The organism is Rouxiella sp. WC2420 (genome assembly GCF_041200025.1).
GTDB lineage: Bacteria > Pseudomonadota > Gammaproteobacteria > Enterobacterales > Enterobacteriaceae > Rouxiella.
The window spans coordinates 667,452-681,788 of sequence record NZ_CP165628.1; the positions used below are offsets into that span (position 1 = coordinate 667,452).

13 protein-coding genes are annotated in these 14,337 nt (G+C 50.2%); 8 read left to right on the forward strand and 5 right to left on the reverse strand.

The genetic code is table 11. The features are described 5' to 3' along the window. The first annotated feature begins 95 nt into the window (after positions 1–95). From ribB to ygiD, 3 genes are all read left to right on the forward strand, one after another. Positions 96–749: a 3,4-dihydroxy-2-butanone-4-phosphate synthase gene (gene ribB, locus AB3G37_RS03225; RefSeq protein WP_369789688.1), complete on the forward strand. Its 654-nt coding sequence runs from the start codon at positions 96–98 to the stop codon at positions 747–749. 446 nt (positions 750–1,195) lie between these two features. Beyond that, positions 1,196–2,533 carry a phosphoethanolamine transferase gene (locus AB3G37_RS03230; RefSeq protein WP_369789689.1) on the forward strand — a complete coding sequence of 446 codons (1,338 nt, stop codon included), beginning with the start codon at positions 1,196–1,198 and terminating at the stop codon, positions 2,531–2,533. Positions 2,534–2,691: 158 nt separating this feature from the next. Further along, complete coding sequence (gene ygiD / locus AB3G37_RS03235; RefSeq protein WP_009638521.1) at positions 2,692–3,480, forward strand: 4,5-DOPA dioxygenase extradiol; 789 nt, start codon at positions 2,692–2,694, stop codon at positions 3,478–3,480. Between the two features lie 11 nt (positions 3,481–3,491). Here the strand turns inward: ygiD and AB3G37_RS03240 are convergent, their stop codons facing one another. The 3 genes from AB3G37_RS03240 to tolC form a co-directional block, all read right to left on the reverse strand. Beyond that, the gene (locus tag AB3G37_RS03240; RefSeq protein WP_369789690.1) at positions 3,492–4,652 is read right to left on the reverse strand and encodes a glutathionylspermidine synthase family protein; all 1,161 of its coding nucleotides are present in this window, start codon (positions 4,650–4,652) and stop codon (positions 3,492–3,494) included. 2 nt (positions 4,653–4,654) lie between these two features. Next, on the reverse strand, positions 4,655–5,317 hold the full coding sequence (locus AB3G37_RS03245; protein WP_009638523.1) for a DUF1190 family protein: 663 nt from the start codon (positions 5,315–5,317) through the stop codon (positions 4,655–4,657). A 301-nt stretch (positions 5,318–5,618) separates the two neighbouring features. Then, the gene (gene tolC, locus AB3G37_RS03250) at positions 5,619–7,124 is read right to left on the reverse strand and encodes an outer membrane channel protein TolC (RefSeq protein ID WP_369789691.1); all 1,506 of its coding nucleotides are present in this window, start codon (positions 7,122–7,124) and stop codon (positions 5,619–5,621) included. A gap of 231 nt (positions 7,125–7,355) precedes the next feature. On the opposite strand from tolC, the gene nudF reads away from it, so the two are divergent. From nudF to parE, 5 genes are read left to right on the forward strand one after another with little or no spacing between them, the layout of a single operon-like run. Then, positions 7,356–7,991, forward strand: coding sequence for an ADP-ribose diphosphatase (gene nudF / locus AB3G37_RS03255; RefSeq protein ID WP_369789692.1), 636 nt, complete (start codon positions 7,356–7,358; stop codon positions 7,989–7,991). Continuing rightward, on the forward strand, positions 7,991–8,413 hold the full coding sequence (locus AB3G37_RS03260; RefSeq protein WP_086013240.1) for a DUF1249 family protein: 423 nt from the start codon (positions 7,991–7,993) through the stop codon (positions 8,411–8,413). The genes nudF and AB3G37_RS03260 overlap by 1 nt, the downstream gene beginning before the upstream one ends. Before the next feature lie 27 nt (positions 8,414–8,440). After that, on the forward strand, positions 8,441–9,268 hold the full coding sequence (gene cpdA, locus AB3G37_RS03265; RefSeq protein WP_369789693.1) for a 3',5'-cyclic-AMP phosphodiesterase: 828 nt from the start codon (positions 8,441–8,443) through the stop codon (positions 9,266–9,268). Then, positions 9,268–9,849: an esterase YqiA gene (gene yqiA / locus AB3G37_RS03270; RefSeq protein WP_009638528.1), complete on the forward strand. Its 582-nt coding sequence runs from the start codon at positions 9,268–9,270 to the stop codon at positions 9,847–9,849. The genes cpdA and yqiA overlap by 1 nt, the downstream gene beginning before the upstream one ends. A 55-nt stretch (positions 9,850–9,904) precedes the next feature. Further along, positions 9,905–11,800: a DNA topoisomerase IV subunit B gene (gene parE, locus AB3G37_RS03275; protein WP_369789694.1), complete on the forward strand. Its 1,896-nt coding sequence runs from the start codon at positions 9,905–9,907 to the stop codon at positions 11,798–11,800. A gap of 47 nt (positions 11,801–11,847) precedes the next feature. Here parE and dcuR read toward each other — a convergent pair whose 3' ends face one another. Together dcuR and AB3G37_RS03285 are read right to left on the reverse strand one after the other, a co-directional pair. Continuing rightward, complete coding sequence (gene dcuR, locus AB3G37_RS03280) at positions 11,848–12,564, reverse strand: two-component system response regulator DcuR (protein ID WP_369789695.1); 717 nt, start codon at positions 12,562–12,564, stop codon at positions 11,848–11,850. Then, positions 12,564–14,195 carry a sensor histidine kinase gene (locus AB3G37_RS03285; RefSeq protein WP_369789696.1) on the reverse strand — a complete coding sequence of 544 codons (1,632 nt, stop codon included), beginning with the start codon at positions 14,193–14,195 and terminating at the stop codon, positions 12,564–12,566. The genes dcuR and AB3G37_RS03285 overlap by 1 nt, the downstream gene beginning before the upstream one ends. Between the last annotated feature and the right edge of the window lie 142 nt (positions 14,196–14,337).

Sequence of the window (14,337 nt, forward strand, 5' to 3'; positions counted from 1 at the left end):
ATAGCCTGCTATTCGTACGGCTATGCTTACTCCGCAAGACGCCCTGATTCTGGTAATCCATTTATTTTTCATTGTGTTAATGAGGTTATTTTACCATGAATCAGACTTTACTTTCCGAATTCGGTACACCCGTAGAACGCGTTGAACGTGCGCTTTCAGCACTGCGCAATGGTCAGGGTGTGATGGTACTGGACGACGAAAACCGCGAAAACGAAGGTGATATGATTTTCGCCGCAGAAACCATGACCGTTGAACAGATGGCGTTGTCTATTCGCCACGGCAGCGGAATTGTTTGCCTGTGCCTTACCGACGAACGCCGTAAGCAGCTTGAATTGCCGATGATGGTTGAGCACAATTCCAGCCACTTTCAGACCGGTTTTACCGTAACTATCGAAGCCGCTGCTGGCGTCACCACTGGCGTTTCCGCGAGCGACCGTTTGACCACTATTCGTGCGGCGATTGCCGATAACGCCAAGCCGTCAGACCTTAATCGCCCTGGACACGTTTTCCCGTTGCGTGCCCGTGATGGCGGCGTATTGACCCGCCGTGGTCACACAGAAGCGACCATCGATCTGGTGAGCCTTGCGGGTTTCCGTCCGTATGGCGTGCTGTGTGAATTGACTAACGACGATGGTTCCATGGCCCACGCGCCAGAATGCATCAGCTTTGCCAACGGCCACAATATGCCGGTTGTTACCATTGATGACTTGGTTGCCTATCGCGAGGCACTGACTCAGCAGGCCGGTTAAATGTCGCTGTAGTCCTGGAGCTGGAGCAGTTAATAAATGCCGACGTTAGCGCGTCGGTTTTTTTACGTCCAGATAAGATAGTTAAGGTCAATTAAGTTGACAATAAAAATCAATTAATCAATTTTAAAATTCATTAAAATTACATGGCTAATGATTGATGTTTTTAAGGAACGGATAATAGACTATTAATTATACAGGCTATAGAGTCAATTATATTGCTTATAACCTATGCTGGTGTGAAATTGCGCTTTATAACGTCATTGGTAAAATACTTTCCGTTTTTTATTTTATTTATATTCTCCGTCGTTTCATGCCTTTCCTTCGGCTATAAATTTCGGCCAGTGCATACCTTAAGCCTTTTTTTAATTCTGATTTTTTTATGCAACGTAAACGTTAGAATTTATCAATTTTTTGTTGTGGTTATTGGCCTGGTTTCTGCTTGCTATATGCCAATGGCATTAACCTATGGAGAGCCTGATTTTAATGCCGTGGTGAACATTTATCAGGCAAGTGTTCAGGAAAGCGGTGAGTTTTTAAAAGCTATCCCGTGGTTTTACTCTCTTTCGATCTTGCCGGGTATTTTGTTAACCATCACGGCTCTGAGTTTTAAAATAGAAAAGTTAAAATATAGTAGGTGCTATGTTTTAATTATAATCGTGTATTTTTGCGCTCCGGGGATTAAAAGCTATTTTAAATATGGGAACTTATCCGAGTTCAATATCGGCTTACCTATATTCAGAGCCAGTAATGAAGCTGTTGAAAATTATCGGCAGGTGCTCGCAGATCAAACCTTGCTGAGGCAACAGGTTGCTGTAGTCGATAGCTGGGACCCAAAGCCACGGGCTACAGCCTATCAGCTTTATATTCTTGTTATTGGCGAGAGTGTTCGTAGCGACTATTTACAGGCCTACGGCTTTAAAGCAGATAACACAGCGTTTATGAGTTCCTCATTTGGCGTTATTTTCTCGAACTACATCTCTGCGGCATCTTCTACGATGACTTCGTTATTAAATAGCTTGACTCTAGGCAGAAATGGTCAGCATGAAACCAATAATAATATCATTACTCTGGCTAAGAAATCTGGATTCGCAACGTATTGGTATTCTAATCAAGGACTGTTGGGGAGCGGAGAAACTCCTGTTTCAATTATCGCGATGAATGCAGATAAAAATATTTTCTTGAAAAAAGGAGATTATCAGGAAGATAGCTACATTCCTGATAGTAATATGCTTGCGGGGATTCGCGACGGAATCAATGAAAAGAGACCACTGAAGCTTGTTATTATCCATCTTATAGGTTCGCATCCCAGAGCTTGCACCAGAACGAATAATAAATACTCTTTTTTTAGCCAATCGAAAGAAATTTCCTGTTATATAGAGAGTATTAATCAGACTGATAAATTACTTTCAGATATTGCGGGAATGGCAAAAGCCAGCGGAGAACGTTGGTCAATGATGTATTTTGCCGACCACGGGCTATCATTTGAAAATAGTGATACGAGTTATGCACGCTTGCACCACGATGATCGATTTAAACAGAATTACACAGTGCCGATGTTTATTACTTCCTCCGACAGTCGTGAGAATAAAGTCATTGACCAACCCAGAAGCGGACTGCATTTCTTATCGCTGTTTACACAATGGACCGGAATCAAAGATCGGTTAATCGATGACACTTGTGACATGCTTTCAAACGCACGCTGTGAAAATCAGGATACAGTGATCAAATTTAATCTTGAGAGGGCGGCCTTTTCATCACTGCCTGAAGATGTGGCAGCACACTGATGCGAGAGCAGTATTCAAATTTATTGAATATCTTCATCACAGTTATCCGGCTGTTTCAGACAAGCTAAAGGAGTAATCTCTTTCTATCGAATGGTCGCTGCGGTGTAACCCCGGACAGCGCGCCATTGCCTCCTAATCTGAGCGGTAAGGAAAAATTTATGACCACCTCACGCATGCCAGCACTGTTTCTTGGGCACGGTAGCCCGATGAACGTGCTCGAAGACAACATTTATACTCGTGCCTGGGAAGCGCTGGGGCAAAACTTGCCGCGTCCGAAAGCCATACTTGCCGTTTCTGCCCACTGGTACACCCGTGGCACTGCCGTTACTGCGATGGAACATCCACGTACTATTCACGACTTTGGCGCTTTTCCGCAGGCGCTGTTTGATAAACGTTATCCGGCACCGGGTTCACCGGCGTTGGCGAAACGGGTACAAGAATTGCTCGAGCCGATTGATGTCATTGCTGATACCGGTGAGTGGGGCTTCGACCACGGATCCTGGGGCGTGTTGATCAAGATGTATCCTGATGCGGATATCCCGATGATCCAGCTCAGCATCGATGGAACAAAACCAGCCGAATATCATTATCAACTGGGCAAAAAGCTGGCAGCACTTCGTGAAGAAGGCGTGATGATCGTCGCCAGCGGCAACGTGGTGCATAATTTGCGGATGGTGAAATGGGAAGGCAATGCCGCCCCTTATCCCTGGGCTGAATCCTTCGAGCAGTTTGTAGAAGATAATTTAGAGTGGAAGGGTGAAGCGAAGGATCATCCGTTGGTCAATTTTATGCAGCATGAAGGCGGCGCGCTGTCGAACCCAACGCCCGATCACTATTTACCTTTGCTGTACTTGTTGGGATCGTGGGACGGCGTAGAGCCCATCACCAAGCCAACTGAAGGGATCGTGATGAGCTCGCTGAGCATGCTTTCGGTGCAGCTTGGTTAAGTCAAAGATCGCTAATCTATAATGCTGTGCGGATAGAAGCGCGAGAGATCCTGGGTGATCAGCGCTCTGTCTTCACGCAGTCCGATGCCGCAAGGTTTGTCGTTGATTAACCAACTGCCGATCAGCGTATAGCTGTCGTTGAAGCGCGGCATCGGGCAATACTCTTGCACGATCATTCCTTCTTTACCGTAAGGGCCATCCGCGCTGGCGAGCTCTTTACCGTTTTCAATGATACGGATGTTTGCCCCCTCGCGAGAGAACAGCGGTTTTATTACATAACTGTTCATCGGCGGATGCGCATCGTCGGCAAAGTAGGACTCGAGCAGGTTAGGGTGATTCGGAAACATCTCCCACAACAGCGGCAGCAAGGCTTTGTTGGAAATAATGGCCTTCCATGCTGGCTCAAGCCAGCGCACACCGGCATCTTCGAGCTTGGTGGAGAACGTCTCACGAAACATGAATTCCCACGGATAGAGCTTGAACAGATTACTGATGATCTGATCCTGCGGATCGGTAAACTGCCCGCGTTCTCCAAGGCCTATCTCTTCTATATAAAGAAACTCGCTGGCCAGCCCGGCTTCGAGCGCACAGTCCTGCAAATATTGCACTGTTCCGCGATCTTCCTCGGTGTCCTGACAGCAGGCAAAATGCAGCAGCGAAAAACCGTGCTGGTTTTTCACTTCGGTAAAACGTTCAATCAGCTTTTCCTGCATGCTATTAAACTGATCGGCATTCGGCGGAAGATTGCCTGCAGCTATTTGATCTTCAAGCCATAGCCACTGGAAAAACGCTGCTTCATAAAGCGAGGTTGGCGTATCGGCATTGTTCTCCAGCAGTTTCGGAGGATTAACGCCGTCGTAAACCAGATCTAGCCGCGAGTAGAGCGAAGGCTGTTGCGTGCGCCATGAGGCTCTGACAAATTCCCAAACGTGCCTGGGAATTTGAAACTTCGCCATCAATTCATCACTGTTGACCACGCGCTCGACGACTTTAAGGCACATCTGGTGCAGCTCGGCGGTGGCATCTTCAATCTGATCGATCTGGGCCATCGTGAATTGATAATAAGCATCCTCACACCAGTAAGGTTCGCCGTACATGGTGTGAAAATTGAAACCAAACTCAGTGGCTTTCTCGCGCCAATTCGGGCGTTCTTGCAGGGCTACGCGTTTCATTATTAGCCACCCATACTGCGCATTGGCGTGCGAGTTGCCGATGCTGCACTGCGCTGCATTGAGGTTTGTTTAGCGACGCTTTCGCCAAAACCACCGCGAGTTACGGTGCTGGTGGTCGCGGGTTTTGGTGCCATGGCTGAAGGCGGAACGTTCATGCTGCGGCCAGAAGTTGCCGGGCCGTAGCTTTTACCTGTGGCATCAACAAACTTGCCGTTCGCCGGGCTGCCCGCTGATTTCGAGGTGAACAACGGCTGCTGCGCGTATCCACCGCCGCCCATCATGCGACCCATCATAAAACCGGCCATCAATGGCATCCACATGCTGCCGCCCGATTGCGATTCGGCGTTCATACCCGCCTGGGCTGGGGCTTGGGTACACTGATTTTCACCGAATTCGGCAACACAGTCAGCGCGATTGGCATATTTAGGCGCGGTTTTAGCAGCTTCAACTTTTGCGTCGCTAAAAGCCTTGGTGCATTGCGCGCTGTTAGACGGATTAGCCTTGGAACAGTCATCCGCATTCTGATACATCGAAACTTTATCATCGCTTTTTTCGCAGGCGCTGAGCATGAAAACGGCGCTGATTGCCACAGCAACAGGGGTAATTCGCGAGCTACGCCAGGATTTCCGGAAGGTAGCCAGATTAATATTTTGTGTCCGTTTCATTTTATAGATCCCATCGACGGGCTTTTTCGCCCTTTCCCAGAGTAACTTACATTTGTAACAGAATAAGAATAAGGTAAAGATGCTTACTATTAAAGCAGGAAAGGCAAACGTTACGAGACTTTACGTTCAGACGTGAAATAACTCGCGAAACGGCTATTTTACGAAATCAGAAAGTAAAAACCGCCCAATAAAAAACTGCACCTTACTTAGTCGGGTATCCAACTTTTGGGGTGCAGTTCATAAAGGCGGTTTTTTTAGATTCTTGATACCTGCAGGCCAGCGGCTATCAAGGACATAAACATTAGTTTTGGAAAGGATTACCGCTCTTTTTAGCACTTTTAGGAGCAACTCGATCGCTGGCACGAACAACCGGAGCTGTTGGGAGTGGCGCGGCCTGTGGCGTGACGTCATTGTCATAGCCGTCAGCTGCCGCGTTTTGCTGTGGCGTTTCCGGCGCAACCTGTTCAGGGTTGGTCGAAACTGGCACGCTCAGGAAACCATTAAGCGCCAGCAAATCATTTTCATTAAGCGTGCCGAGTGCTGATTTTACGTTAAGCTGATTAATAAGGTAGGTATAGCGCGCACTGGAAAGTTCCTGCTTGGCGTTATAAAGCGTCGTGGTGGCATCGAGCACGTCAACGATAGTACGCGTGCCGACTTTATAACCGGCTTCTGAAGCATCGAGAGAGCTTTGCGCAGAAACCACAGCCTGCCGATAAGCATTAATGCTGCTGATCGACGCGGAAATATTGTTAAAGGAGGAACGGACAGTTTGCACCATACTACGGTAGGCGCTTTCTAGCTGTTCGCTGTAGGACAAGAAGCTCAACTGCGCCTGCTTGACCTGCGAAGTAACCTGACCGCCGCTATAAATTGGGATAGTCAGGCTCAGGCCGACCTTGTTATCGCCAGCGATAGAGTCATCGTAGCCATTTAACGGACCGGTTCTGTTGCCGTTATATTTAGTGTTGGTGAGGCCGGTCGACGCTGTCAGATCCAGCGTTGGCATATGGCCTGCTTCATAATAGCGAATTTCTTCACGCGCCAAATCCTGTGACAGGCGCGCCGAAAGCAGGGTGAGATTGCGATTCTCGCCTTCTTTCAACAGCTTTTGCACCGGCTCTGGTCGCTGAGTATTGAAGGTGTTGATATTCAACGAAGCCAGCTGTGGATAGTAAACGCCGGTAACCTGACGCAATACTTCAATGTAATTATCCAAAGCGTTACGGGCAGTAACTTCGTTGGCCAACACTGTGTCATAGGAGGAACGGGCGTTTTGCACATCAGTGATGGCAACCAGGCCAACGCCAAAACGCTGGGTAGTCTGATCCAATTCGCGATAAACCGCCTGTTTCTGAGCTTCGACATAGGTGAGTGCATCAATCGCACTCAAAACGTTGAAATAGGCGGTGGCGGTGTTCAGAATAAGAGTCTGTTGCGCGGTCTGATAGGTGACATCGGCAATGCCGGCAGTTTTTTCCTGCAATGTCAGCGAGCGCCATTTAGACATATCAAATATTGTCTGCGTTAACTGCAAAGCTCCGCTGGCGACTTTACTGTTTACCCCATTGGCATCGCGGTAACCGTTGGTGTAATCATAATCGAGCCCTAATCCGAGCTGTGGCAGCAACGGGCTGCGTGCTTCATTAATTTTCTCGAATGCAGCATCGCGTGTTGCGGCAGAAGCTCGCAAATCCGGGTTACTTTCCCTGGCTTGCTTATATACCTGCATGAGATTTTCAGCCTGGCTTACCGTGCTGAAGCCGCCGAGGCCCAGCATGATGAGAATAGGGAGCAGTTTCTTCATTTGCATTCCTTGTAGTGCAGCAATGTTATTATTTAGTGCTGTCATTAACCATTGAGGTATCGACGCGGATACTAGCAGAGACCTGTGAGCAAATTATGTGGCCTTAAGTGCCCTCTCACTCGCGCGAATCCAAATCTAACACAAAAAACCTTGATTATTATTACCGCGTCTTCATCTAAATTATCTCTGTTGGAGATAATTTACCTTTAACCACTGACAGGGCGAGGCCGAATGAGTAATTTTAAACATTCTCCAGTGCGTCTCGGCAAGAAAGATGTCGAGATTATTGCAGTTGAGAACCGCTATCAGGGATTTTTCGCCATTAACGCGTATCGGTTTCGCCATCGTCTGTTTAATGGTGAAATGAGCGGCGAGGTGGAACGCGAAGTGTTCGAACGTGGCCATGCTGCGGTGCTGCTTCCTTATGATCCGATCCGCGATGAGGTCGTGCTGATTGAACAAATTCGCCTGCCAGCCATGGAAAGCAGCGACACCCCCTGGCTACTCGAGATGGTGGCCGGTATTATTGAAGAGGGTGAATCAGTAGAAGATGTCGCCCGCCGCGAAGCATCGGAAGAAGCCGGCATCATCGTTGGGCGCTGCAAACCCGCACTGAGTTATCTGGCCAGTCCGGGCGGCACCAGTGAGCGTCTTTCTATTATGGTCGGCGAGGTTGATGCCTCAACGGCAAAAGGAATTCATGGTCTGGAAACTGAAAATGAAGACATCCAGGTGCATGTGGTTAGCCGGGAACAGGCTTACCGCTGGGTGGAAGAAGGAGCAATAGATAATGCTGCGTCAGTGATTGCCTTACAGTGGCTGGCTCTGCACCATGAATCCTTGAAAAAAGAATGGGCTAAAGAATGATAAAGCGCTATGTACCCGATTTCCCTGAAATGATGCGATTGTGCGAAACCAACTTTGCACAGCTGCGCCGTTTGCTGCCTCGTAACGATGAAGTGGGGCAGACGGTGACCTATCAGGTGACTAACGCGACCTACCAGTTAAAAATTCTGGAATCGACACGCTATACTTCACTGGTCGAGATCAAGCAAACCGTTCCGGCCGTCAGCTATTGGAGCCTGCCTTCAATGAGCGTGCGTCTTTATCATGATGCAATGGTTGCTGAAGTGTGTGCGAGCCAACAGATCTTTCGCTTCAAGGCACGCTATGATTATCCTAATAAAAAGTTGCATCAGCGTGACGAAAAGCATCAAATTAACCAGTTTCTAGCCGATTGGTTGCGCTATTGCCTGGCGCATGGAGCTATGCCAGTTCCGGTTTATTAGACAGACTTTGATAACAAAGGATCGAATTTGGAAAGCCTGTTTGAGCTGCCTTTGGTAGATGGGGCCAAAGTCAGGATACTGCAGATAACAGACACTCATCTTTTTGCGGGTGAAGACCAGACTTTGCTGGGCGTGAATACTTTTCGCAGCTATCGAGCCGTGCTGGACGCCATCTGCGCGCAGCAACGCGAGGTTGACCTGATTGCTGCAACCGGCGATCTCGCCCAGGATCAGTCTCTTGAGGCCTATCACCATTTTGCCCGGGGCGTGAGCCGTCTTCCTGCCCCTTGCGTCTGGTTGCCCGGAAATCACGATTTTCAACCGGCGATGGTTGACGCGCTGGCAGAAGCAGAGATCAGGCCGTCCAAGCAGGTGCTACTAGGCAAAAACTGGCAGGTTTTGCTGCTCGATACTCAGGTTTTTGGCGTGCCTCATGGCGAACTCAGCGAGTATCAGCTTGAATGGATGACCCGCTGCCTCGACCAGTTCCCCGAGCGTTTTACTCTGATTATGCTCCATCACCATCCGCTGCCTTCGGGCTGTACCTGGCTGGATCAGCACAGCCTGCGCAACGCCCACACGCTGGCGTCAGTGCTGGAAGATTACCCTAAGGTATCGACGCTGATTTGCGGACATATCCATCAGGAGCTTGATCTCGACTGGTACGGCAAGCGACTGTATGCAACGCCTTCTACCTGCGTGCAGTTTAAACCGCACTGCACCAATTTCACTCTGGACTCAGTGGCACCCGGCTGGCGGTATCTTACGCTACATCCTGACGGAAACGTCGAGACCGAAGTCTGCCGTTTGCAAAGCGATGAGTTCAGCCCTGACGCCGATGCGGAAGGTTATTAATGAGCACCTTGCTGTATTTGCACGGTTTTAACAGTTCTCCCCATTCTGCCAAGGCTACGGCGATGAAAAATTGGCTGGCCGAGCATCACCCGCACATCGAGATGCTGGTGCCGCAGCTTTTGCCATTCCCAGCCGATGCTGCAGAGCAGCTAGAGAAGCTGGTGATGGATAAATCCGGCGAGCGGATCGGCATTGTCGGTTCGTCGCTTGGGGGGTTTTACGCTACCTGGCTGTCGCAATGCTTTACATTACCCGCGGTGGTGGTTAACCCGGCGGTTAGACCTTATGAACTTTTAATCGACTATCTCGGTGTGAATCACAACCCCTACACCGGCCAGCAATATGTGTTAGAGTCTCGCCATGTTTACGATCTCAAAGTGATGCAGATCGAGCCTTTAGAGTCACCGGATTTACTCTGGTTACTCCAGCAAACCGGCGATGAGACCCTCGATTACCGTCAGGCCCTGTCGTATTATACGTCGTGCCGCCAGACCGTAGAACCCGAGGGTAATCATGCATTTGTCGGGTTTGAACGTTATTTCTCACCGATTGTGGATTTCTTGGGGTTGGCAGCGGAGTAGTTTTTGCCAACAACAGTATCGTTCACTCACAACCAGAGCCACGAATTAATAAACGATGAGCCAATCTACTTATAACGCGGATTCCATTGAGGTCCTCAGCGGCCTTGAGCCGGTGCGCCGCCGCCCTGGCATGTATACCGATACCTCGCGGCCGAACCATCTCGGCCAGGAAGTCATCGATAACAGTGTCGATGAGGCGCTGGCGGGCCATGCCCGTCGTATTGAAGTTATTCTGCACGCCGATCAGTCACTTGAAGTGACCGATGACGGTCGCGGCATGCCGGTGGATATCCACCAGGAAGAAGGTATTCCGGCAGTTGAACTAATTTTCTGTCGCCTGCACGCGGGCGGTAAATTCTCCAACAAAAACTATCAGTTCTCCGGCGGCCTGCACGGCGTGGGGATCTCGGTGGTTAATGCCCTGTCGAAACGCGTCGAAGTGACTGTGCGCCGCGATGGGCAAATCTATTCCATGGCGTTTGAAAACGGCGATAAAGTCCAGGACTTGACTGTGACCGGCACCGTGGGCAAACGCAACACCGGTACCAGCGTACATTTCTGGCCAGACGTAAGCTTCTTTGACAGCCCGCGTTTTTCGGTCAGTCGCCTCAGCCATTTGCTGAAGGCCAAAGCGGTACTGTGTCCTGGCGTTGAAATTACCTTTAAAGATCAGGTGAACAATACCGAGCAGAGTTGGTGTTATCAGGACGGCCTGACCGATTACCTGATGGAAGCAGTCAACGGTCTGATAACCCTGCCGGAAAAAGCTTTTGTCGGTGCCTTTGCCGGTGACACCGAAGCGGTCGACTGGGCGCTGCTGTGGTTGCCCGAGGGCGGTGAAATGCTCACCGAGAGCTACGTCAATCTGATCCCGACCATGCAGGGCGGTACCCACGTCAATGGGCTGCGTCAGGGCCTGCTCGACGCAATGCGCGAGTTCTGCGAGTTCCGAAATATCCTGCCGCGCGGGGTCAAACTCTCTGCCGAAGATATATGGGAACGCTGCGCCTACGTGCTGTCGGTGAAGATGCAGGATCCACAGTTTGCCGGTCAGACCAAGGAACGCCTGTCTTCCCGCCAGTGTGCGGCTTTTGTTTCCGGCGTAGTCAAAGATGCCTTTAGCCTGTGGCTGAACCAGAACGTGCAGGCTGCCGAGCAGCTGGCCGAGTTGGCAATTTCCAGCGCGCAGCGACGCATGCGCGCGGCGAAAAAAGTGGTGCGTAAAAAGCTGACCAGCGGCCCGGCATTGCCTGGCAAACTGGCGGACTGCACCTCGCAAGATTTGAAAATGACCGAGCTGTTCCTGGTGGAAGGGGATTCCGCGGGCGGCTCTGCCAAACAGGCGCGCGATCGCGAATATCAAGCGATCATGCCGTTGAAGGGTAAGATCCTCAACACCTGGGAAGTTTCTTCCGATGAAGTGTTGGCCTCGCAGGAAGTTCACGATATTTCTGTGGCGATTGGCATCGATCCTGACAGTGAAGACTTGAGCCAGCTGCGCTATGGCAAGATCTGTATCCTCGCGGATGCCGACTCCGATGGCTTACACATCGCCACATTGCTGTGCGCACTGTTTGTCCGTCACTTCCGTTCCTTGGTGCGCGGTGGCCACGTTTACGTCGCCATGCCGCCTCTGTACCGTATCGACTTGGGTAAAGAGGTGTTCTATGCGCTGGATGAAGAAGAGAAAATCGGCGTGCTGGAGCAGCTTAAGCGTAAGAAAGGCAAGCCAAACGTCCAGCGATTCAAAGGATTGGGTGAGATGAACCCACTGCAGCTGCGTGAAACGACGCTGGATCCAAACACTCGTCGTCTGGTACAGCTGACTATCGATGAAGCAGATATCGATCAGACACTGCGCATGATGGACATGCTGTTAGCCAAAAAGCGCTCGGAAGATCGCCGCAACTGGCTACAGGATAAAGGCGACACCGCCGAGCTGTCGGTTTAAGCCTCTTGTTATAGACCTCTCAAAACACGCCTTACTGGCAACTATTTCTACAGGCAGTATTGTTGCAGTAAGGCGTGATATTCAGACTGTAATCGATAACGGTAAACCGGCCTGCCGGTGACGCCATAGTGAATGCTGGTGAACAAAATGTTCATCTGCGCCAGCCAAATCAGGTATTTGCGGCAAGAAACGCGCGAAATGCTCACTTCGTTTGCCAGTTCATCCGTTGAAAACTCCTGGTCAGGATGAGCATCAATCCACTGACAAAGCGTTCTCAGCGTCTGCGCAGTTAATCCTTTGGGTAATTTCTTTTGCTCAGTTTCAGGCTGATTGCCGTGAATCAGGCGATCGACATCTGCCTGCTGATAAAACGGCTGATTTTCCAGCAGGCGTTTTTTTTGTCGCCAGCCGGTTAGCGCCTCCTCAAAACGCGAAAACTGGAAGGGTTTGATCAGATAATCGACCACACCATAGTTCAGAGAGTTTTTAATCGTTGCAGCATCGGCGGCGGAAGAAATGATGATCACATCGACAGGGTGCTGCGCGCTGCGCAACTCGGGCAATAAATCCAACCCGTTTTCCTGTTGCATATAAATATCCAGCAAAATCAGGTCAACGGCAGGGTGATGGTGCAGCAAACGGTCTTTCGCCTGCTGTAACGTTGCAGCGACGCCACAGCAGCTAAAGCCCGGCACCTGGCCGATGTAGCTACGATTTAATTCGGCGACCATGGCATCATCGTCAACCACTAATACATTAATCATCAGGTATGGTTTCCTTTTCCCCACGGTAGCTGTACCAGGAATTGAGTGTAAACTTCCGGTTCTGATTCCACCGTGACAGTGCCGCCCAGGCTGTGAATTTGCTGCTCCACCAGAAACAGTCCTACACCACGCTGCTCGCCTTTAGATGAAAAGCCGCGTTCAAAAATGCTCGTTAAGCGATCGGCGGCGATGCCCGGTCCGTCATCACTGACTTCACATGCCAGCCATCCATTCTGGTAATGCAGCATAACGTGAATTTCACCCTGCGGCTGGTGGTCCAGCGCCTCGATTGCATTCTCGATCAGGTTGCCTAACACCGTAATCAGCACCGCGGTCTGCTGCTCGCTGCCATTATCGGGCAGGTCACAAGCCTCGCTAAGCAGCAGTTTATGCCCGTAACTCTTGGCGCGATCAATTTTGCTGAGCAAGAATCCGGCAATGACAGGCGAGCGAATTTTCCCCTGCAATGCGCCAATTTCAAGCTGATAATTATTGGCGGTCTTGAGGATAAACTCCTCCAGGCGGGTAAAGTTTTTCATATGCAGCAGGCCAAGAATGACGTGCAGCTTGTTCATAAATTCGTGCGAGCGTTCGCGCAGAGCATCGACGTAGTTTACCATGCCGTCCATGCGCTGCATCAGTTGACTGACCTCAGTCTTGTCCCTGAAGGTACACACCGCGCCAATAATTCGCTGGCCGCTGCGCACCGGCACGGTATTGCTAATCAGCACGCGCCCTGCAACGTTTACTTTTTCATCGTGCCACGCGGTTCCGTTGTGCAGCGCCTCGCGCAGATGGCTAAGCATCATTGAAGACTCCGGGATCGCATCACCGGTTAGCGGGGTTTCCGCTGCTGTTTCCTGCAACAGATGGCGCGCAGCCTTGTTGATCAAGGTCACTCGCGAGTGTTCATCTACGGCAATCACCCCTTCTTTGATCGACTCCAGGATCGCCTGTCGCTGTTCAAACAAGGTCGAAATTTCGTAAGGCTCCAGCCCGAACAAAATTCGTTTCAAGGCTTTAACCAAAATAAAAATGCCCAGCAGGCCAACCAGAGCGCCAAACAGCACGGTCCAGAGAATATTCCAGCGGCTTTGAGTGATTTGCTGCGTTACGTCATCGAGGGAAATACCCACGGCTACCACGCCAATTTGTTGACGCCGGGCATTGTAAATTGGCGTGAAAACGCGCAGCGCCTCAACCAGAACACCATGATTAACTGAGACATTTTCCTGTCCCTTTAACGCTGGAATAAAATCCTCACCGACAAAGTGCTTACCGATGTTTTGTGGATTCGGGTGCGAGAAGCGAATACCTTGCATATTAATGATGGTGACAAACAGCAGGCAGTCGCGATCTTTCACCTGGGCGGCAATCGGCTGAATAATATTGCTTTCTGCGGGCAGGGACAGCGCGTGCTGGATTTCCGGCGATGAAGCCAGCGTGCGCGCTACCGCCATCGCTTTGTCCTGCAGATGCATCTTGGTGAAGTTTTCAATCTGCACGTAATACAGTAAATGCACGCTGAGCAGCACCGTGACAATCACCGCGCCGATCATTAGCGTGACCAGAGTACTGAGTTTAATGGGGCGTTTGCGCACCGGCGTTTGTTGCGGCTGCTGGCTTGTCATGGCGATTCTTTGAAGATTCTTTAAAGAGGGCAGTTTACTGTATTTGTTGCAAAACTACGCGGTGATTTAAGGCGGACTATCATGGAAAATTAGCGCACGGAGGGCGATATTATCCTGCTAAATGGCGTGGGTTCTGGCTTCG